General features: G+C 44.9%; 25 protein-coding genes. All 25 read right to left on the bottom strand.

Going from position 1 to position 21089, the window contains the following annotated elements; translation table 11 throughout:
* Positions 1-25: 25 nt before the first annotated feature.
* The 25 genes from ftsX to degU all read right to left on the bottom strand — a co-directional run bounded on the left by ftsX (position 26) and on the right by degU (position 21056).
* Positions 26-916 carry a permease-like cell division protein FtsX gene (gene ftsX, locus NSQ37_RS02280; protein WP_007407464.1) on the bottom strand — a complete coding sequence of 297 codons (891 nt, stop codon included), beginning with the start codon at positions 914-916 and terminating at the stop codon, positions 26-28.
* On the bottom strand, positions 909-1595 hold the full coding sequence (gene ftsE, locus NSQ37_RS02285) for a cell division ATP-binding protein FtsE (protein WP_007407465.1): 687 nt from the start codon (positions 1593-1595) through the stop codon (positions 909-911). Before ftsE ends, ftsX begins: the two co-directional genes overlap by 8 nt.
* A gap of 218 nt (positions 1596-1813) precedes the next feature.
* Positions 1814-2155 (bottom strand): cytochrome c551, encoded by a 342-nt coding sequence (cccB, locus tag NSQ37_RS02290; RefSeq protein ID WP_003151417.1) that lies wholly within the window; start codon positions 2153-2155, stop codon positions 1814-1816.
* Between the two features lie 35 nt (positions 2156-2190).
* On the bottom strand, positions 2191-3039 hold the full coding sequence (locus tag NSQ37_RS02295; RefSeq protein WP_012118565.1) for a YitT family protein: 849 nt from the start codon (positions 3037-3039) through the stop codon (positions 2191-2193).
* 169 nt (positions 3040-3208) lie between these two features.
* A protein-coding gene (gene prfB / locus NSQ37_RS02300) for a peptide chain release factor 2 (RefSeq protein ID WP_099567126.1) occupies positions 3209-4310 on the bottom strand; the annotation gives its coding sequence in 2 pieces (ribosomal slippage) (positions 3209-4237 and positions 4239-4310; 1101 coding nt in all).
* Positions 4311-4384: 74 nt separating this feature from the next.
* Positions 4385-6910 carry a preprotein translocase subunit SecA gene (secA, locus tag NSQ37_RS02305; protein ID WP_253612763.1) on the bottom strand — a complete coding sequence of 842 codons (2526 nt, stop codon included), beginning with the start codon at positions 6908-6910 and terminating at the stop codon, positions 4385-4387.
* Positions 6911-7076: 166 nt separating this feature from the next.
* Positions 7077-7643, bottom strand: a complete 567-nt coding sequence (hpf, locus tag NSQ37_RS02310) for a ribosome hibernation-promoting factor, HPF/YfiA family (protein ID WP_003151413.1) — start codon at positions 7641-7643, stop codon at positions 7077-7079.
* Between the two features lie 194 nt (positions 7644-7837).
* Positions 7838-8215, bottom strand: coding sequence for a hypothetical protein (locus tag NSQ37_RS02315; RefSeq protein ID WP_003151412.1), 378 nt, complete (start codon positions 8213-8215; stop codon positions 7838-7840).
* Between the two features lie 9 nt (positions 8216-8224).
* The gene (fliT, locus tag NSQ37_RS02320; protein WP_007407472.1) at positions 8225-8569 is read right to left on the bottom strand and encodes a flagella biosynthesis regulatory protein FliT; all 345 of its coding nucleotides are present in this window, start codon (positions 8567-8569) and stop codon (positions 8225-8227) included.
* Complete coding sequence (gene fliS, locus NSQ37_RS02325; protein WP_032869562.1) at positions 8569-8970, bottom strand: flagellar export chaperone FliS; 402 nt, start codon at positions 8968-8970, stop codon at positions 8569-8571. Before fliS ends, fliT begins: the two co-directional genes overlap by 1 nt.
* A gap of 19 nt (positions 8971-8989) precedes the next feature.
* On the bottom strand, positions 8990-10537 hold the full coding sequence (locus NSQ37_RS02330) for a flagellar hook-associated protein 2 (protein WP_025285350.1): 1548 nt from the start codon (positions 10535-10537) through the stop codon (positions 8990-8992).
* 251 nt (positions 10538-10788) lie between these two features.
* A complete protein-coding gene (gene hag, locus NSQ37_RS02335; RefSeq protein ID WP_007614094.1) occupies positions 10789-11619 on the bottom strand; it encodes a flagellin Hag in 831 nt (276 codons plus the stop codon).
* Between the two features lie 143 nt (positions 11620-11762).
* Entirely contained in the window at positions 11763-11987 is a 225-nt protein-coding gene (gene csrA, locus NSQ37_RS02340; RefSeq protein ID WP_003151402.1) for a carbon storage regulator CsrA, read from the bottom strand.
* Entirely contained in the window at positions 11981-12412 is a 432-nt protein-coding gene (gene fliW, locus NSQ37_RS02345) for a flagellar assembly protein FliW (RefSeq protein WP_007407475.1), read from the bottom strand. Before fliW ends, csrA begins: the two co-directional genes overlap by 7 nt.
* 29 nt (positions 12413-12441) lie before the next feature.
* Positions 12442-13011: a DUF6470 family protein gene (locus NSQ37_RS02350; protein ID WP_007407476.1), complete on the bottom strand. Its 570-nt coding sequence runs from the start codon at positions 13009-13011 to the stop codon at positions 12442-12444.
* A 90-nt stretch (positions 13012-13101) separates the two neighbouring features.
* The gene (gene flgL / locus NSQ37_RS02355) at positions 13102-14019 is read right to left on the bottom strand and encodes a flagellar hook-associated protein FlgL (RefSeq protein ID WP_007407477.1); all 918 of its coding nucleotides are present in this window, start codon (positions 14017-14019) and stop codon (positions 13102-13104) included.
* 11 nt (positions 14020-14030) lie between these two features.
* Positions 14031-15548 carry a flagellar hook-associated protein FlgK gene (flgK, locus tag NSQ37_RS02360; RefSeq protein WP_025285351.1) on the bottom strand — a complete coding sequence of 506 codons (1518 nt, stop codon included), beginning with the start codon at positions 15546-15548 and terminating at the stop codon, positions 14031-14033.
* Positions 15549-15563: 15 nt separating this feature from the next.
* The gene (locus NSQ37_RS02365; protein WP_003151394.1) at positions 15564-16046 is read right to left on the bottom strand and encodes a flagellar protein FlgN; all 483 of its coding nucleotides are present in this window, start codon (positions 16044-16046) and stop codon (positions 15564-15566) included.
* A gap of 14 nt (positions 16047-16060) precedes the next feature.
* Complete coding sequence (flgM, locus tag NSQ37_RS02370) at positions 16061-16327, bottom strand: flagellar biosynthesis anti-sigma factor FlgM (protein ID WP_003151393.1); 267 nt, start codon at positions 16325-16327, stop codon at positions 16061-16063.
* A gap of 69 nt (positions 16328-16396) precedes the next feature.
* On the bottom strand, positions 16397-16816 hold the full coding sequence (locus NSQ37_RS02375) for a TIGR03826 family flagellar region protein (RefSeq protein ID WP_025285352.1): 420 nt from the start codon (positions 16814-16816) through the stop codon (positions 16397-16399).
* A gap of 73 nt (positions 16817-16889) precedes the next feature.
* On the bottom strand, positions 16890-17579 hold the full coding sequence (locus tag NSQ37_RS02380) for a phosphoribosyltransferase family protein (RefSeq protein ID WP_204565382.1): 690 nt from the start codon (positions 17577-17579) through the stop codon (positions 16890-16892).
* A gap of 5 nt (positions 17580-17584) precedes the next feature.
* On the bottom strand, positions 17585-17869 hold the full coding sequence (locus NSQ37_RS02385) for a late competence development ComFB family protein (protein ID WP_007407481.1): 285 nt from the start codon (positions 17867-17869) through the stop codon (positions 17585-17587).
* A 57-nt stretch (positions 17870-17926) separates the two neighbouring features.
* A complete protein-coding gene (locus NSQ37_RS02390; RefSeq protein WP_253612762.1) occupies positions 17927-19312 on the bottom strand; it encodes a DEAD/DEAH box helicase in 1386 nt (461 codons plus the stop codon).
* Between the two features lie 108 nt (positions 19313-19420).
* Positions 19421-20269, bottom strand: coding sequence for a DegV family protein (locus NSQ37_RS02395; protein WP_003151387.1), 849 nt, complete (start codon positions 20267-20269; stop codon positions 19421-19423).
* 97 nt (positions 20270-20366) lie between these two features.
* Positions 20367-21056 carry a two-component system response regulator DegU gene (gene degU, locus NSQ37_RS02400; RefSeq protein ID WP_003219701.1) on the bottom strand — a complete coding sequence of 230 codons (690 nt, stop codon included), beginning with the start codon at positions 21054-21056 and terminating at the stop codon, positions 20367-20369.
* Positions 21057-21089: the final 33 nt, after the last annotated feature.

Genomic DNA, 21089 nt, shown 5'->3' on the forward strand with positions numbered 1-21089 from the left:
GTCTATATCAGACTGGCTTTTGTATTTATACACGAAGGAATTTCCGGATGGAAGTCAGACTTCCCCATACTCCGATAACCGCGCCGATCAGAATGAGCACAAGTGATACTTGGAACACAAACGGACTGTACGGCAGAAGTGAAACAAATGATCCCTGAACTTTCGGGGCCACCCAAGCGACCATCGATTGGTACGTACTCAGCACGAGAGCGATCGGTATGATAGAACCGAATACCCCCAGCAGCAGCCCTTCCAGGAAGAACGGCCAGCGGATAAACCAGTTTGTCGCGCCGACAAGCTTCATGATTTCAATCTCTTTTCTTCTGGCGAAAATCGTGATTTTAATCGTATTTGAAATTAAGAACATCGCCGTGAACAGAAGGCCGATGATTAACGCAATCCCGATGTTGCGTGACACCCCGACGATCTTAAACAGACGGCTGACTTCTTCTTTCCCGTATGTCACTTTATACACATGATCAAGCTTCTCAATTTTTTTCGCGACTTTCGGCGTATCATGCGGATCTGTCGTTTTGACGATAAACGCGTTGTTCAGCGGGTTTTCCTGATCTTGCATTTTCATGGCCTTTCCGCTGTCGCCGAAGCTTTTGACCAATTGATCAAGCTCTTTATCTTTAGATGAAAACTCTACGCTTTGGATTCCCGAGATGTCTTTAATCTCATTCTGCAGCGTATCCTGCGTTTTCTTATTAGACGTCAGATCGATTAATACTTTAATTTCCACTTCTTTTTCAGCATTTTTAGCCATGTTGTTTAAATTCAGCATAATGACTAAAAACACGCCGACCAAAATCAATGTAACGGTAACGGCGCTGATGGATGCAAATGTCATCCATGTGTTTCTTCCGAGAGATTTAAAACTCTCACGCAAATGGCGCCCGAGAATTTTAATCATAAGAACCATACTCCCCTCTTGACTCATCACGCACAATAATTCCGTCTTCGATCGCGATGACCCGTTTCTTCATGGTGTTTACTATTTCTTTATTGTGTGTCGCCATCACGACGGTCGTTCCGCGGTTGTTAATCTCTTCCAGCGTCTTCATGACTTCCCATGATGTTACCGGATCAAGGTTGCCCGTCGGTTCGTCAGCTATCACGACGTCAGGATTGTTGACGATAGATCTTGCGATGGAAACACGCTGCTGTTCTCCTCCGGAAAGCTGGTCGGGAAACTGCCGCGCTTTATGCTTCAGCTGCACAAGATCGAGCACTTCGAGCACGCGTTTTTTAATGACTGACTGCTGCTCTCCGATCACCTCAAGCGCGAACGCGACATTTTCAAATACCGTCAATTTCGGAAGAAGTTTGAAGTCTTGGAAAACAACACCTATTTTACGCCGCACGAAAGGAATCTCTTTTTCTTTTACAGACGCGAGATCTTTATGATTAATCAATATTTGCCCTTTTGTCGGTTTTTCTTCTCTGTAAATCATTTTAATAAAAGTAGATTTACCGGCTCCGCTCGGTCCTACGACATATACAAATTCTCCGGGATGAATCATGACTGACAGCCCGTTAATCGCTTTTACACCGTTCGGATAGGATTTATATACTTCTTTCATCTCTATCATGAAATCACCTAATCTTTTAATTATGTCTTGCAGCCATAGAGTTCGTAAAAATACTGCGGTTTATGGCCGATTTACCAGGAAACAGATGAAAAATCTGAAAGTTCCTTTTCCTCAGTACACTTCATTATACGTCAAATTTAGACATATTACTATTACAGTTTCTTTTCATTCCCAGACCGTGAAAAAACCTTGCCCCTATAACAGGCAAGGTTTTTCTGTTATTTTTTCTGTGACAGCCATTTTGCGATCTTCGCGGCTTCCTCATCATTTACAAGATGGCTCGGCATATTGCCGCGTCCGTTTTTAATGATGCTTTCAATTTTAGCTTCATCATACTTCCCGCCGACTTCCTGTAAATTCGGGCCTCCGCCGCCTTCTAAGTCTTTTCCGTGACAGCCGATACAGCTTTGCTGATAAAGCTCTTCTCCTGCTGACGCAGATGCTTTTGATCCGCCTGAGCTGTCAGAGCTTTCTTTTTTCGATTCATTGGATCCGCCGCATGCCGCCAGCAGGACGGACATGGTCAGAACCAGCGCCAGCAGCGCCCATTTTGATTTCATATGTAAGATGCACCCCTTCGCTATTATAACCCCGTTTACGCGCGTTTGAAACCCTCGCCGAGCACCTCGCTTGCGTCTGCGACAATGACAAAGGCTGACTCATCAATTTGTTTGACGATTTGTTTCAGTTTTGTGAATTCGGTCTGGCCGACGACACACATTAAGATCGGCCGGTCATGTTCCGTATACCCGCCGACTGCGGAAATCTTCGTCACGCCCCTGTCGATTTCTTTAAACACAGCCGATCTGACGGCTTCTTCATGCTGCGTAATGATTAAAGCCATTTTGGAGCGGTTGAACCCGACCTGCACGACATCAATCGTTTTGCTTGAAATAAATACCCCGAGCATCGCATACAGTCCCTGCTCCACTCCGAAAACGAGCATCGCGCTCAGCACAATTAATCCGTCCATGATGGCAAGGCACGTTCCCAGCGACAGCCCCGTGTATTTGTGAATGATCTGCCCCGCCAGAGCCGTTCCCCCCGTGGAGCCTTTGCCAAGATACACGATGCCGATTCCCGTTCCGATCCCGACGCCTCCGAAAATCGCCGCCAGCAGTTCATGGGTCGTCGCGGCAGGCAGATCTCTTGTTAAATAGACGGCGAGCGGCAGAACGATGGAACCGACCAGTGTCTTCATTCCGAACTTCCCGCCGAGAATGATCACTCCGGCGATAAACAAAGGGATGTTAATAATCCACTGCACGTAAGCCGGTTCAAAACCAAACGTTTCTAAAATGGTGCTGATCCCGCTTACTCCCCCCGCTGCTATACGGTTCGGCAGCAAAAATACGTTAAACACGATCCCCGTAATCGCCGCGCCGATCATGATGTATATATAATCTTTGATCAGACGGAGCGGCTTATTGTGATTCACATCCATGCAAAATCCTCCGTTCTCCGATTTTCTCTCGATAGCATTTTAAGTCTTCCCGGCTTAGAAGTAAATAACAGCCAAATACCGTATTAATTTGCTAAAGCGCTGTTGTGAAAAATGGAAAAAGAGAACGGATAAAAAAACACACCTTGCCAAAGGCAGGTGTGTTCCCGGATTACGACAGTTTAGAACGTAAATAGGCGTCAATGAAGATATCGATATCTCCGTCCATAACCGCCTGCACGTTCCCCATTTCCGTATTGGTGCGGTGATCTTTCACCATGGAGTACGGATGGAAGACGTACGAGCGGATTTGGCTGCCCCAGCCGATTTCTTTCTGTTCGCCGCGGATTTCGTCAAGCTCCGCCTGCTGTTCTTCAATTCTGCGCTGATACAGCTTCGCTTTGAGCATTTTCATCGCCCGGTCGCGGTTTTTGATTTGTGAACGTTCCGTCTGGCACGTGACGACTACATTTGTCGGGAGGTGGGTGATCCGAACGGCTGAATCAGTCGTATTGACGTGCTGTCCGCCGGCACCGCTCGCCCGGTACGTATCAACTTTAATATCTTCGGTACGAATATCAATGTCGATTTCTTCATTGAATTCAGGCATGACTTCACATGACACGAATGACGTGTGACGGCGGCCTGATGAATCAAATGGAGAAATCCGCACGAGACGGTGTACGCCTTTTTCCGCTTTTAAGTAGCCGTATGCATTGTGGCCTTTAATAAGCAGTGTGACTGACTTAATTCCTGCTTCATCTCCTGGGAGATAATCAAGCGTTTCAACTTTGAAACCGCGTCTTTCCGCCCAGCGGGTATACATTCTGAGCAGCATGGAACCCCAGTCCTGGGATTCCGTACCGCCGGCCCCCGGATGAAGTTCTAAAATCGCGTTATTTTTGTCGTATGGTTCACTGAGCAGCAGCTGAAGCTCAAATTCATTCAATTCCTTCGTTAATGACTTCAGCTCTTTCTCAAGCTCTTGCTGAAGGTCCTGGTCAGGTTCTTCTTTTAAAAGATCATGTGTCATTTGCAGCTCTTCGTGAGACTCGCTCAGCTGATGATAGGAGTTCACGTATTCTTTCAGACCGTTCGCTTCATTGATGACGGTTTGGGCCTTCTGCTGGTCATTCCAGAATTCCGGTTCCGCCATCTTTTCATCTAATTCTGCAATGCGGGCTTCCTTTGTTTCGAGGTCAAAGAGACCCCCTGAAGTCCGCTAAACGAGAAGCCATATTTTCGAGCTCTGCCCTGATTTCTGATAATTCCATTCCATTCACCTCATTAAAAGATCCGGGGCGCCATAAGACGCAGACCCGGTCATGTTCGCTTCATACAGTCGAGACTATTCTGTCCGGCCGCAGCAATTTTTATATTTTTTTCCGCTGCCGCAATGGCAAGGCGCGTTGCGTCCGATATCCACAACTTTTCGCACCGGCGCTTTTTTCGCTTGTTTGGCCTCATCGCCGTCCTGCGGCTGATGAGCCGTCGTTTGGCCCTGAACAACTTCTTCGCGTTCCAGATTGCTTTCAATCTCGGCCTTCATGACGAATTTCGCAACTTCGTCCTCAATGGACTCAATCATGTGCTCAAACATGGCGAAGCCTTCCATTTGATATTCACGCAGCGGATTTGTCTGCGCATAAGCGCGGAGGTGAATCCCTTGACGCAGCTGATCCATCGCATCAATATGATCCATCCATTTTGAATCAACGGCACGCAATACGATGACTTTTTCAAATTCACGCATCTGCTCTGTGCCGAAATTCTCTTCTTTTTCATTATATTTTGTCATGATGCGGTCCATGATCATCTCATGCATTTCATCCGGTTCTTTTCCGAAGATATCGCTCTTTTCAAGCGCGCCTTCATCAAGATACGTTGAATTCACCAGCTCCACGAGGCCGTCAAGATTCCATTCTTCCGGAAGCTCCTCTTTCGGCGTATAAGCGGCAATCGCACGCTCCAGAGAAGACTTGACCATGCCTTCCACAATGTCACGCAGGTTTTCAGAGTCAATGACTTCAAAACGCTGCTTGTAAATGACTTCGCGCTGCTGACGGAGCACGTCGTCATATTGAAGAAGCTGTTTACGTGAATCAAAGTTGTTTCCTTCGACACGTTTTTGAGATGATTCCACGGCGCGTGACACCATTTTGCTCTGAATCGGCGTGGAGTCATCCATACCGAACCGGTCAAGCATCGCCATCGTCCGTTCAGCTCCGAAACGGCGCATCAATTCATCTTCCATTGAAAGATAAAATTGTGTGATGCCCGGGTCTCCCTGACGTCCTGAACGTCCGCGGAGCTGATTGTCAATCCGGCGGGATTCGTGGCGTTCCGTACCGACGACTGCAAGGCCGCCAAGCTCTTTTACGCCTTCGCCGAGTTTAATGTCGGTTCCGCGTCCCGCCATGTTGGTCGCAATCGTGACAGCGCCTTTTTGTCCCGCTTCTTCAATAATCTGAGCTTCACGCTCATGGTTTTTGGCATTCAGCACCTGATGCGGAATCCCTTTGTTTTTCAGAAGTTTAGAAATCAATTCAGACGTTTCAACGGCAACCGTACCGACAAGAACCGGCTGTCCGGTCATGTAGCGCTGGGCGACATCCTCCGCCACCGCCTTGAATTTCCCTTCCATTGAGCGGTAGATCAAGTCCGGACGGTCGTCACGGATGACCGGCTGGTTGGTCGGGATGGATACAACCTGCATGTTATAAATATTGCGGAATTCTTCCTCTTCCGTTTTTGCGGTACCGGTCATACCGGCCAGCTTTTCGTACATACGGAAATAGTTTTGGAACGTAATCGTCGCCAATGTCATGCTTTCATTTTGAATCTCCAGGCCTTCTTTCGCCTCAATCGCCTGGTGAAGACCTTCGCTGTAGCGGCGTCCTTTCATCAGACGGCCGGTGAAGGAATCAACGATGACGACCTGGCCGTCCTCAACAACATAATCCACGTCTTTCTGCATCGCCGCATGGGCTTTTAAAGCCTGGTTGATATGGTGGTTCAAGGCCACGTTTTTGACATCAAACAGATTGTCGATGCCGAACGTTTTTTCAGCCTTCGTCATTCCTTCTTCCGTCAGCTGAACGCCCTTCGTTTTGACGTCATACGTATAATCCTGATCTTTCTTGAGTGTGCGGACAAACGCATTTGCCTGCACGTACAGTTTTGTGGACTTCTGAGCTTGTCCGGAAATAATCAATGGCGTTCTCGCTTCATCGACTAAAATTGAATCGACTTCATCAATAACGGCAAAATGAAGCGGGCGCTGCACCATCTGTTCTTTATAGAGCACCATGTTGTCACGCAAATAATCAAAACCGAGTTCATTGTTCGTTGAATACGTGATATCGGCTGCGTAAGCTTCGCGCTTTTCGTCTTTTGACATCGAATTCAGGTTCAGGCCGACTGTAAGCCCGAGAAACGCAAAAATCTCTCCCATTTGCTGGGCATCACGGCTCGCCAGATATTCGTTGACCGTTACGACGTGAACGCCTTTTCCCGTCAACGCATTTAAATACACAGGAAGCGTGGACGTCAGCGTTTTCCCTTCCCCTGTTTTCATTTCGGAGATGTTCCCTTCATGAAGGGCGATGCCCCCCATCAGCTGTACTTTAAACGGGAACATGCCGGTTACGCGGCGGGAAGCTTCACGAACGACGGCAAACGCTTCGACAAGAAGGTCATCCGTCGTTTCTCCTTTTTCAAGCCGCTCTTTAAATTCTGCCGTTTTATGTTTAAGCGCCTCGTCAGAGAGATTTTCATAATCTCCTCTTACGGCATCAATGTCATTTGCTATTTTTTCGTATTTGTTCAGCGCACGTTTGGTCGGATCAAACATTTTATTTAAAATCCCAAGCATCTATAACGCTCCTCTATGTTCACATGCAGATTTTGCATGGAATAAATGATAATTTTCTGTCCATGTATACCTCTCATTATCATAACATACCTTTTGCTATTTCCAAAGAATTTGCAGGTAAAGATAGAGAAAAACCTTCCGCGCGTTCACGGAAGGCTGGATGGGTTTATTCAGTCGGTTCAATTAATCCGTATTTGCCGTCATTTCTGCGGTAAACGACGTTTGTGAGATTCGTCTCCGCGTTGGTGAATACGAAGAAATTATGTCCGAGCATATTCATTTGGAGAATCGCTTCTTCATTATCCATCGGTTTTAAATTAAAACGCTTTTGACGGACAATTTCCGGGCTGTCATCTTCAATTTCGTCCTGAACCGCTACGCCCGTATCAGCAGCGCTGCCGTTCTCGAAATAATGTTTCGGAAGACCCTGCTCGCGGAATTTTCGGTTGACTTTAGTTTTATGCTTTCGGATTTGACGTTCCAGCTTGTTTGTTGCGAGATCAATTGCATTGTACATATCCTCGTTATGCACTTCAGAACGAAGCGCCAGATCAGTCATCGGAATGGTGACTTCAACTTTGGATTCCTTATCATTATAGAATTTTAAGTTGACGTTCACATCGGCATTGACGCTCTGCTCGAAATATCGCTCCAGCTTGCCGATTTTTCTCTCCACATGATCCTTTAACGCAGGTGTAACCTCAATGTTTTCTCCTCTGATATTGTAGTTCATCAAAGAACGCCTCCCTTTATCTAAGGATATGTAACTATTTCTCTTTTACCCCTTCTGATCCCTGCTGAAACGTTAAAATAATGTGTAAATTCGGTGAACGATGACGAATGGTGTCGGTTTTATCCGGCAGCTTCCGCCAGGATTATAAGTATATGCGGAGGACGCAGGCAAAAGACCTGCCGCTTGCAGCAGGTCTAGTGAAGAACATACGGTTTGATGCAGTCGTGCGTCTGCTCCATCCACAGCTTATAATGCGGCAGAAAGATGGTTTTTAAAAACTCCTGAAAAGGGGCGGACGGGAAATCATAATCATTTAACATGCTGAAATCCTGAAAGATCTCGTCAAATGAGCGGATCGCCGTCTCCACGCATCGGCACTCAATGATAGACAGCAGAAGCGCATGAGAGGAATCGAGATGAAAAAAAGCCTGAATCAAATCGTTGTAAATCCGCTCGCCCTCCGTCTTAAAAAAATCATCCTGCGTGTCCAACAGGTAGCAAAGCCCCTCATCAATCGTAAAAAGAAGCTGGTAATAGGCTGACACCAAATGGTAATCGTTCAAACTTCTCAAAACACTCACCTATTTGCGTTTGTCGTAATAACGGCCGTCACTTGTCGTTTGATGATACGGATTGAAATACGTATTATGGTAGATTCGTTTTTTCTTAAGCGTTTTTATTTCATTTCGGATACCATCCTGAATCCGTTTTACTTCGCCGGTAATCAGGCGGTCCATCGCGGCCACCTGCTGAAGCAGCGTTTTTTCTTCTTCGGAAAAAGGCGGCTTTATGCCCGCAAGCATCTCCTCCCTTTTCTCCGTAAATGCCGTAACGCTGCTGATGAGACCGTCGCTTTCCGGGGCATCCTTCAGTGCGGCGTACATGTTCTTCGTTTCGTTATACAAAGAAAAGACATTGCTGTTCATCAGGCAAGGCCGCCCGCGCCGTGGCTGTTTTTCCGTTCACTCTGCATGGCCTGCTTCCACGTGTCGCGAAATTCAGTAACGAGCTTTTCCGCTTCATCTAAAAACTCTTCGTTATTCTGCACGTTCGCATCGATCAGTCGGCGGCGGATGTAATCATAAATGGATGACATCTGTTCAGATATCTCAATCTCCCGGTTTAACGTGATGCTGAGCTCTTGAATGATGTTTTGCGCCTTTACGATATTTTCATTTTTGGCTTCAAGGTTGTTTTGCTTCATCGCCTGCCTTGCCAGCTTAATGAATCGCAGGCAGCCGTTATAAAGCATAAGGGTCAGCTCTTCCGGAGCGGCTGTAAAGACGGATGTCTGCTGATAAGCAGCAAAAGGATTATTTATTGCCATTTTTATAAAACCTCCAAGGTTATGATGTTGAAGATCCTAACATTGACGTGAGATATGAAGATTGGCTGTTCAATTTCTCCAATGCCGTATCCAGTGCGCTGAACTTTTTATAATATCTCGATTCGATGTCATCCAGCTTCGTTTTCATATTGGAAATATTTGTTTCTATTTCATTCAAACTTTTTCCGATGGCAAAGCTGGATGATACCGAGCTTTCTGTACCCGCCTGTTTTGAAATTTGAGTCTGCATTTTGTTTAATGTGTCTTTTAATCTCCGGGCAATCCCCTGCTCCTCCGGGTTTTTGATAGTCTTACCGGTTGAGCTGTCTGTAATCGTACTTGTACTGTCTGCATTAAACAGCTTAGCCACGAGAGAGGGGTTCTCGGTAATTTTCTGTTTCAGTTTCGCTTCGTCTTTAATGACGAGCTTTCCAAACTTTCCTTGATCCTCATAACTAGACGTCTCTATACCGAAATCGGCAAGCTGATATTTTTTTCCGTCAATCGTAACCGTTGAGTACAGATCAAGCCGCATTTCAGCCAAACCGTTCTGCAGCGTGCTGTCGCTCCGTAATAACCCGCTTTTGGCCTTTGCCTCCCACTGCTCAATCTGCTTATCGGTCATCGCTTCTCTTTGTTCATCGGTTAGCGGCTTATAATCGCGGTATTTTGATTCTGTTACCTTCTCGTTTGCACTTTTAATTAACGTATTGTATTTATCAACGAAATCTTTAATGTTGTCAAAAATGCCGTCCGTATCAGTCGTGCTGTTAATCGTAACCGTTTTATTGCTGTCCGTCACGCTGTTCAGCGTGTATTTGATGCCGTTGATCGTAAAGTTATTTGACGTTTTTGTCATTTCAAGCCCGTTGAACGTAAACTTCGCGTTTTTCCCTTCGGCATTGGCCGTCAGTTCATTTGTTGCATCATCAACGGCAAAACCGAGCTGATCTTTCAGAAAGCTTTTGGTTGCGTCATCACCTGCGGCAAGGGTAAATCCTTCCCCCGTTTTATTGGAAGTGAACGCAATCGTGTCCACATAATCCGTGCCGTTGGAAATTTTCTCTTTTAAAGCCGTCACTCCGAGACCCGAGCTGTTCAGTTTGGAAATGACATCGTCAATCGTATCGGTTGCGGCGATCGTGACGTTTACCTCAGTCGGCTTCGTTTCACCCGGATTTGTGACATTGAATTTCAATGTTTGGCTCTGACCCGAAGTGAAATTGATGGCCCCTGATGATTTATATGTCGTCGAAGTGGCCAGCTGCTGTACAGACATACTCGTTGAAATATTCTGCTCAGCACTGACGGCCACCGCGCTGACACTGGAATCCGAACTTGTTACTGTTTTTTTATTCCAGTTTGTGGACATCAGCATATTATTAAATGTCGTAGAATACATGTCGGCAATCTGGGTATTCACTTCCCGATAAGCATCGCGCTTCCATTCAAGCGTCTGCTTTTGCTGGTTTAATTTATTAAGCGGCTGCTTTTCGGCATCCATCATTTTTTTCACCAGAGAATCTACATCAAGACCGGAATTAAGGCCTGTGATTCTTGTGACCATATGTACCCTCTCCTTTTCGGCGTTTAGTCGTATACGGCTCTATGACAACAGTGAGTTTCCGACTGTTTATCATATCACAGCTCCATAAATGTATGATCTTATTCTTATATCGGTCATATTAAAAGGTTTTCAATAATTTAACTGCAAAATATAATGTTTCATTTTGTCAATAGGGTTCTTTGGCTTGCTGAAGGGGGAGATAGCTGAAGAAATAAAAAAAAAGACCCTGGAGAACCAGGATCTTTCCGTCATTAACCTTTCAGCAATTGAAGAACTTGCTGAGGCTGTTGGTTAGCTTGCGCAAGCATAGCTTGAGAAGCCTGAGTAAGGATGTTGTTTTTCGTGTACTCCATCATCTCAGAAGCCATGTCTACGTCACGGATACGTGATTCAGCAGAAGTCAGGTTCTCAGAAGAAGTACCAAGGTTGTTGATTGTGTGCTCTAAACGGTTTTGAACCGCACCAAGTTTAGCGCGCTCGCTTGAAACTGTGTCGATAGCTGTTTTGATTGTTGTAAGAGCAGTAGATGCTGCATCTGCGGAAGTAGAGATATCAATTCCTGCAGTAGCAGTCCCAACAGCAAGACTTTCAGAATCCATTTTATTAATTGAAAGTTTCATAGTTTGACCTTCATTGGCACCGATTTGGAAAGTCAGGTCAGTTGCTGTACCATCAAGTAATTTCTTTGTGTTGAATTCTGTGTCTGTAGAAATTCTAGTTACTTCAGAAGAAAGCTGATCCATTTCTTTTTGTAACTCAGCACGGTCAGAAGTAGTGTTCGTGTCGTTAGCCGCTTGTGTAGCAAGCTCGCTCATACGCTGAAGAATGCTGTGAGTTTCGTTTAATGCACCCTCAGCCGTTTGGATAAGAGAGATTCCGTCTTGAGCGTTTTTAGAAGCCATGTCTAAACCGCGGATTTGGGAACGCATTTTTTCAGAGATCGCAAGACCCGCAGCGTCATCACCAGCGCGGTTGATGCGAAGACCTGAAGATAATTTTTCCATGTTTTTTGCAGCAGAGTTTGAACCTGCATTCAGCTGACGGCTAGTGTTAAGAGCCGCGATATTGTGGTTGATTCTCATTTTGTATTTCCTCCCTGAATTGTTTTTCGCACGTCCTTGTGCATTTGCGCAGCGTCATTCTGAAGAAAATTTTTCCTCTCATTGGCTACACTATATATATCGGATGGCCGTTTCTATTGTTTATATTGAAAATAAAAAAATCCTCACTTTTTTTGTGAGGATAAGTTAAGTAATAAATCAGTATTAAAAGATACAGCTCTGTTGTTCTCTTCCAGGATCGACAAGTAGATTTCTTTCCTGTGAATATCTACGTGCTGAGGCGCTTCAATTCCCAGCTTCACTTGTTCTCCTTCGATGGCGATCACCTTTATTTCAATATCCGGCCCGATCTGAATGGACTCATTCACTTTTCTTGAGAGAACTAGCATGATCCTCCTCCTATCAGATGTTTTGTTTCATAGGAAGCATCATGTAAAATGATTTGTTTCGCCTTCATTTCCTTTTTATTGACGATAATCGGCGCTTTTAAATTGGCGGTCGTGTTTTCAAAAGGCTCTTCCAGCGTTAAAATCGCCATCACTTCGACGTCCTCTATATCTTCAATATGCAAAAGTTCAAGCGTCGCATGGTCAATGTCAAATTCGTACCCTTTAAAGAAAATAAACGGACTGGCGACAATAAAGGCGATGTGCTCCTGTTTGACAGACTGCAGCGCCAAAAACGGTGAATCTTCCGACAAAGGAAGAACAACAAATTGAGTCTCGTCATTAAATCCCGGCAGGCCGTTTTCAAATGAGATAATCTGCCCTTCGTCTATTCTGATTTCTCCGTGATATTTTGTTTTAATTATCATGCTTCACAATCCTTTACCACTTTCATCTTTTATTCTGCGTTGCCATCGTCTACCGAAATCGTCACCTTAGGGTCTTGCATCATATCAATCTGAACTTTCCCCGGCGTATAATTCCATACAGGTTTATTGACGGCTGCTTCAATTGAAGGTTTGCGGGCTTCAATATCAATCGTAAGCTTTGAAGGAATGCAGTCAATGTCGACGAGAAACTGCGCAGGCAGAAAGTCGCTGAATTCGCCGAATGGATCGGGCGGTCTGACATCTGCTGCCTGCCGGGCCATCACATTGCCCGTTTTCTTTTCGATAGCCGCCATTTCCTTCCCTTCCCTGACTGTTTTTGCAATAAACTCGCTGCAGGCTTCCGCACCTTTCTGGGCGGCTTCAGCGTTCAGCTTTTCAAATGATTTGAGATTCAAGTTCTCCCACGCCCTCGTCTGGTCAATCGTCAGTTTGGCCGGCGTGCTTTCAATGTTCAGCTCTGCCGGCGGCTGCTCGATTTCCAGGTCAGCGGGCGGCTGTTCCATCTCGATTTCTTCCTTTTGAAAGGTTATACCGATTTTAGCAGGCACACTGTCAATAATCAATCTCGGCATCTGCACAGAGACCCCTCCTGTTTATAGTATTTTAGTAAAAAAAGCGATCTCCCTGGTGTGAGTCGCTTTTTTATATATTGAAGACGATCAGTTATATTATTTCAGAAAGTCAATCAGTGACGGCTGAATGATATTCGCATTCACTGACAGCGCTGCTCTATGAACCGTCTGTTGAGATAAATAATCAACAATTACATCTTCCATTTCTACATCTTCATTATCGGACAATACTTTTTCAGCGGTTGCCGCTTGTGATTCCAATCTTGTCTGAATGAGTTCCAACCGGTTTGTGCGTGCGCCGATATTGGATTTTTCAGCATTCATTTTATCAGTAAAACCGTCAATATCTGACAGAATTTGATCTGAATCTGCTTCGGACAGCGTGCCTTTGCTTAAAGAAGCTTCTAAGGAGTTAAGAAATTCAAAAACATTATCTCCATTTTGTGCGACGCCTCCGAAAGCTGAGTTTGGATCAGAATTCACTTTCAGCACTGCTCCGTTCGAGATGTTGATGTTAACATCCGAAGCACCTGTATAATTCTCATAGTTGTACGTATATGTGCCGTCGGCATTTTCAGTGATCGGCGGGACGTCTGAATTTGTTCCGTTAAACAGATAACGTCCGTTTACCTGAGTATTCGCGACAGAAACGAGCTGCTTTTTCAGCTGGCCGATTTCTGTACCGATTGCTTTCAATTCTGTTTCACCGTTCGAATCACTTTTCGCCTGAACCATCAAGTCCCGGATTTTCCCCATAATATCCGTTTCCGAGTTTACGCTTGATTCCGAGTTTTCCAGCCATGTAAAGCCTTGCGAAACATTCCGCTGATACTGGTTTACCTGCGCAAGCTGAGTACGGTACTGCATTCCCTTCATTGCAACGACCGGATCATCAGAAGCTTTCGTGATTTTTTTCCCCGTAGACACTTGCTGCTGAAGCCGATCGAGCTTGTCATAACTTGAGCCGATAAATCGAAGAGAATTTTTTGCGATCATCCCTTGAGTTACTCTCATTTACTTATCTCCTATCTTCCTCCGGTGCCCATACCGTTAATAATTTTATCGAATATTTCATCCTGCATCGTTATAATCCGCGCAGCCGCATTATAAGCGTGCTGAAACTGAATCATATTTGTCATTTCTTCATCTAAAGACACTGCACTGACTGATTGTCTCCGTTCATCGGCTGAAAGAGTGTTGCTTTCAGAGTTGTTCATAAGATTGGCCGCTTTTTGTGAATTAACGCCCAGCTTTCCGATAAGGGATTCATAAAAGTCATTAATTGTAGTGGTTTCACCGTTAATAGTCAGCTTGCTGTTCTGTACGGCTGCAAGATTTGTCGCGTTTGTGCCGTCACTTTTTTCTCCGTTTAACGACGCTGCGATATTATCAGTAGACGCAAGGATTTTGTCACTGACTTTTATTTTCGCTGCCGCACCTTTTGCCGGCACCGCTTCACCACCGCTGAAATCAAAAAATGCTGCACCCTGTTCGCCTGTATAGGTCTTCCCTTTTTCATGAACTGCATTAAACGCGTCAGCAAAGGACAGCGCCATATTGTCAAGAGCCGTCAGCATTTCAGGATAAAGACCTTTTTCTTCTCCGTTTGACATATAGCCGTATGATTCAATAAGACCTAAAAGTGAGCCTTTTCCGGTAAATGCATCCGCATTCACCGTACTGCTGCCGACTGACACACTCGACACGAGGCCGCTGTCCTTGTCGTAGTTGATTTTCATTTCTGAAACTGTTTTTGTTTTACCGTCGAGCAGCGTACCGAGAGAATTGTTGTTCCCGTTCAGCAATTCGACGTTAACCGTGCCCTCAGCAGTCGCCAAGGCATGTCCGCCCGACTTATTATATGAAACTTTTATATTTGCCATAGAAGATAATTGATCAATCAATCTGTCTCTTTGGTCATACAAATCATTAGGGAGCATACCGCTCGGCTCAACTGCCGCTATTTGATTGTTAAGGTCATTCAGCTGATTGAGAATGGAATTGACCTGATCCGCTGTGTTATCCAGATTCTTTTTAATATCACCCTGAATGTTAGTCAAAGAGGTAGATATATAGTTAAAACTTTCGGCAAGAGATTTCCCCTGCTCCTGCAAAACTGAGCGCGCTCCCGTATTTTCCGGATTCGTCGCCAGATCCTGAAGGGCATTCCAAAACGAACTGAGCGATCCGTTTAATCCGTTATCGTCAAGCTCTTTCATGACGCCTTCCATTTGCGACAAGGAATTGGAACGGGCTGTATAGTACCCTAATTTTGTATTTTCAGTTCTGTACTGATAGTCTAAAAAACTGTCTCTGACGCGCTCAACTGAACCGGCTTTTACTCCTGTTCCGATTTGGCCGGCCGTCAGATCACTGTTTTTTGATACTGCGGGATAAGGGCTTGTCGATTGTAATGTGACGCGCTGCCTCGTATATCCTTCTGTATTTGCATTTGCAACGTTATTTGAAACTGTGCTCAATGCAGTCTGCTGCGCACTCAATGCACGCCTTGCTGTTTCCAGCCCCATAAAAGTCGATGGCATTGAAAATCCTCCGTTCTAAGCTTTTGAATCGAATAGTGTCAAACGGCTGACAGGCTTGCGCGCCGCTTGCGGCTCTTTATAATTCATATTCTCTTTTTCACCCGGCATGATCATATCGAATGCCCCGGAGATGAATTGTAAAGCCTGAATCGTGAGCTGTTTGTTCATCTCATTCACTTCTTTCAGACGGTCAAGAAGCGCAGACAAAGAGTGAAATAACCCTTCAAGCTCCTGTTTTTCACTGCCCGAAGTTCTGGAGATGCATGCAGCAATTGTATTGTCCTCACCGCGGCTGAGAAACTGAGAAGTTAACCTGATTCGTTCTTCCTCAGTCTGCCCGATTGCCTGAATATACTTTTGCTCTTTGGTCAATATGTTGGAGAGCTCTTTTGTTTTACCTGCTTTCAGCGCTTCCGTTTTCTCCTCAGACAGCGTGAGCAGATGTTCATGCAGTGCGCAAAGTCGCTTCAGTTGATCAATAATTGGCTTTGCTGACATTGGCTTTCTCCTTTTTATTGCTTTTTATAGAAATTTACTATGTTTTCAGCGATGCTGTTTGAATCTATTTTATATGTTCCGCTCTCTATATCCGCTTTAAGCTGAGCGATTTTTTCCTGACGTGTTTTAGTGACCGCATCTGACGCATTTTGAAGCTCTTTTGCATGAGAAGAAATTTCCACTTTGTCCTTCGGCTTTGCAGCCTCTTTTTGTACGGCTTGCTTTTCGTAATTTTTTTGGTATGGATTAACGGATTGTGTTCCGTACTGATTGATTTTCATAGGATTCCTCTCGCTTTCTGTTCGCAGTCTAATTCTTTTATCGACTGCGTTATCAGTTAGTTTAGGGAATCAGGTGTTTTTGGTATTATAGGCATAGTATGTGTCTTTTGTACTGTTTTTATCTTCGAATTCAGCGGCTGTTTTTTGGTTCATATGGTCTAATTGTGACTCAATATCTGTCTGACAGGACTTGCAAAATTTCCCCGTCCTGATTGGATTTCCGCACCTTTCGCAAGGATATGCCAAATTCGGAAGCTGGCTGATCTGAATTCTTTTTTGTTTGATAAACTTGAGGATCAGCTCTTCATCCACACCTGTTTCCTCAGTGATCTGCTGCATCGTCGACTGTCTGTTGATCTGCTTTCTCAAAAATTTATAGACGGTTTCAAATGCTTTTTCTTCTTCTTTAATACATGCCTGGCACACGGTCTGCAGGTTCGTTTTAAAAAATAAAGCATTGCATTTTGGACAATTCGCCAATTCACCCATCGTATTAACTCCTATTCCTTCTTTAATCTGCCTTATATTTCTATCAATTATATCGGCAGAAAAAAAAAATGATTTAGCTCCTGATTAAAGTAAAAGAGGAGACCGATGACGCTTTACCCACTGTCAGCAGGACTTCGGCGGCTTGGTGAAGTGTGGCGCCCGTCGTATAAATATCATCTATTAAAATGACGTTCATACCTTCGGCGGAGTTTTCGGCTGCTGAAAACTTTTTTTCTGCAGACAGCCTGTCTGTTTTGCTCTTTTTGGATTGTTTTTCGTTGTTCAGTCGGATGAGGGGGGAAATGACGGGCATTCCGAGCAGAGAGGCCAGCAGCTCGGATTGATTGAATCCGCGTTCCGCCAGCCGTTCGCCGCTCAGCGGAATAGGGATGAGAGTATGTGTATTTGATGGATATGCCGCTTTAAAGCCGGCAGCAAAGTCACGTTCAAATGCTTGAATGATTTTCGCATCACCCCTGAATTTAAAACGGGCCAATGAGTCCTTCATCGCATCATTATATAAATATACCGAACGGTTTTGCCGCAGCAAAAAGCGCTTTTCCGTTTTTGATTCCCGGGCCGCACAATCAGCGCATTTTTCATTTGACTCCTGAGGCCTCCCGCATATACTGCATACGGGGCCTTCAATTTTTTCGAATTTGCTGCTGCATATGCTGCATATCTCTTGCTCGGGCGCCAGAGAAAACAGAGATCTCCAAGTCAATGAACTTGAAATTGGTGAGTCACACAATAAACAATTCAGAGATATTACGCTCCTTCCCGAGTTTCACAGAACTCGCTTGGATTAACCGAAACAATCGCCGCTGATTCAGCCAGAATGACAAGCAGCGCCGTATTTTTCTGTTTATCAACTATCTCTGCTTTTGCATAAGCAACTTTCTTTTTATCTGTAACATATGCCGGCTCAGCCCGGTTTAATGAAAGTGCCAGTACATCATTTTTGCATACCCGGCATGTGCATTTCATATGAAGCTGAGACATATGGCGGTCGAGAAGTTCCTTTAATACGATTTCTTTTGAATTGACAAGCATGCTGACAGCTCCTCATAGGAAAGTATGAGTATACTGTATCACGTTTTCTGAAATTAACTAGTCCAACAATTTACTTTTTTGTGCCAATTTGTTCATATGTTCTATATGTTTTTTTGCTTTTTTCATTCCGCTTGTGATTCCGAAATGAAACATGACGACATCACCGCTGAAATGTTTATAATGCCTTCCTGTTCTGCCCGCGATCTGTACGAGCGCGCTCTCAGTAAAGATAGGTGCTTCTGCGCCGAGGACACATGTCTGAACTTTGGGCACGGTAACCCCTCTTTCTAAAATCGTAGTCGTTACCAGCAGGTCAAGCCGGCCGTCTCTGAACCGTTTCACTTTATCCTTTCTGAATGTGTCTTCCGCATGAACGCCTTCTGCCCTTACATTTAATTTCTGAAAATAATCCGTTGTCTTTTTCAATACATGTACAGACGGAACGAATAAGAAAACCGGCAGCTGTGATTGAAGTTTTTGGCGGACCCAATCGGTTACAGAGCGCGGCAGTTTTCCTTTCTGAAGCTTCTTCTTCCAATTGCCGCACCACAAAAAACGCGGCTCCGGGAGGGGTTTCCGATGATATCTGGCCGGTATGCGGACGCTTTTCAGCAAACCGGCTTCAGCCTTCTTTTTTAATGTGTCTGAAGGAGTTGCCGTTACATAAACAAGGGCGCTGTTTTTCTTCCTCGCTTTATCAACAGCGAATCTTAATGTCTCATCGGCTGAAAAAGGAAACGCATCTACTTCATCTATTATCATGACATCAAAAATGTCTCGGTAGCGCATCAGCTGGTGAGCGGTTGAAATCATTAACGGAGTCAGACGGCCTTTGTCCTCGCTGCCGCCGTACAAAGCAGAAACTTCGACTTTCTCAAATGCTTTTTTCAGTCTCGGCAGCAGTTCAAGTACGACATCTGTACGCGGAGTCGCGACACAGACGCGCAAACCGTGATTCAGAGCAAACTCGATACCCGGAAACAGCATCTCTGTTTTCCCCGATCCGCAAACCGCCCATACTAACAGCTCTTGTCTCTCTTTTATCGCATCTGTAAGCGCGGCGGCCGCCCGCTTCTGTCCGTCTGTCAGTGTTCCTTCCCAAGAAAGCTTTACAGGCTCCCAGCTGTTTTCATGGGCTTGATTCCAAGAATATAATGATGTCAGTTCATCAGCCCTTCCCATCACGACACAGGCACGGCAATAGGTAATCTGCCTTTTGGCAGAGGGCGCCCAAAATGCCGCAAAGCTGGCTTGATCAGACTGACCGCATCGTTGGCAGACGTAACGGTTTTTCCGGCGGATGATTGACGGCTCGTCCGTTATATATTCTTTTTCTATAAAACGCTTGATGCGCTGATCTGAAAACGGTATCTCAGATCTCAATAAATGCCGGCCGTAAAAGAAATCCCGTACCTCTGAAAATTCTGAAGCACCTTCGGACATCTCCCTGCCTCCTTTCTGCTCAAAGTATGCCTTGTCGGGAACCCACTTGTCGAATTGCGAAAATTAAAAAATAAAAAAATCTCCGCCCTTGAAAACGGAGATTTTCACTTAGTTTTTAAAGCACCAGCCGATTCCGATGGCGCCTTCGCCCAAATGGGTTCCGATCACGGCACCGAAATAGCTGTTATAGAATTCGACATGAGGATACTTACCGCTTAACTCCTGTATAATATCCGCCGCTTCTTCTTCCCTGTTTGCATGGATGACAGCTGCCCGCATCGGGATTCCTTTACTTGCATCCTCCCCAAACAGCTCAAAAATTCTCGAAATCGCTTTTTTGCGTGTCCGAATCTTCTCAAAAGGAACAATTACCTTATTGTCAAAATGAAGAATAGGCTTTACCTTTAACAGACCGCCGATAAAAGCCTGAGCACTGCTTAGACGCCCGCCCCGCTGGAGGTGTGATAAATCGTCCACCATAAAATACGCACGGACTGTTTTTTTCATTTCTTCCAGCTCTTTTATAATCTCTTCCGGTGAGTCAACACCGTCTTTAATGAGCTGTGCTGCCTTTAACGCATAAAACCCTTGTGCCAAACAGCTGATCTCTGAATCAAAGGGATAAACTTTAATATGATCAACCATAGTGTTTGCCGAGGCGGCGCTGTTGTATGTTCCGCTGATTCCGCTGGACAAATGTATGCTTATGACTGCATCATATGTTTTGCCCAGTTCTTCGTACAATGCGATTAATTCACCGAAAGAAGGCTGAGACGTAGTCGGCAGCTCATCATGATTTTTTACTTCTTTATAAAAACTTCTCCAGTCGAGTTCTGTTTCTTCGCGGAATGTTTTTTCACCGAAAACCACTTGGAGAGGGATCATATGAATATGATGTTCTTCTCTCATCTCTTTCGGAATATATGCTGTACTGTCTGTTACAACTGCAATCTTCATCACTTTACCTGCCTTATTAAGTACTTAATAAGTATTTTAATAGATATGCAGCTGTAAAAAAAGACTTGCCATAACAGGCAAGTCTTCTCACACATGACTAACGCATCTCTACCCAGCCGTTTTTAATGGCCACGACAACGGCTTGTGTCCGGTCATTAACGTTCATTTTCTGCAAAATATTACTCACGTGGTTTTTCACTGTTTTCTCACTGATAAACAATGATTCACCGATTCCGCGGTTGCTTTTTCCGTCTGCAAGCATTTGCAGCACTTCACATTCCCGTCTCGTTAATATATGTAATGGTCTCCGGATTTCCGGGTAAACCTCATGCTGAGGATGAGCAGAAACTCCGCTTGTCGCAAGACGGCGGAATTCGTTGACAAGATTGTGGGTTACTTTCGGGTGAAGGTAAGAACCGCCCTCGGCTACCACTTTCACTGCTTCGATTAAAGTATCTGCGTCCATCTCTTTCAGGAGATAGCCTCTTGCACCTGTTTTTAAAGCATGAGTCACATAGTTTTCATCATCATGGATGGAGAGGATAATCACCTTAGATTCAGGGTACAGCTCAACAAGCTGTTTAGTAGCCTCTACTCCATTTACATTCGGCATATTGATGTCCATTATGACAACATCGGGATGATAATGCTCGACGATTCGAGCCGCCTCATCTCCATCGTCACCTTCTGCTACCACTTCAAAGGTAGGTTCAAAATCCAATATTCTTTTTACACCCTCACGGAATAGTTGATGGTCGTCGATAATAACAATATTTACTTTAGTCACACGCTACGCCTCCTTATCCTATTGTTCTATATA

Origin of the sequence: Bacillus sp. FSL P4-0334 (genome assembly GCF_038004825.1) — a bacterium.
Taxonomy (GTDB): Bacteria; Bacillota; Bacilli; order Bacillales; family Bacillaceae; genus Bacillus; species Bacillus velezensis.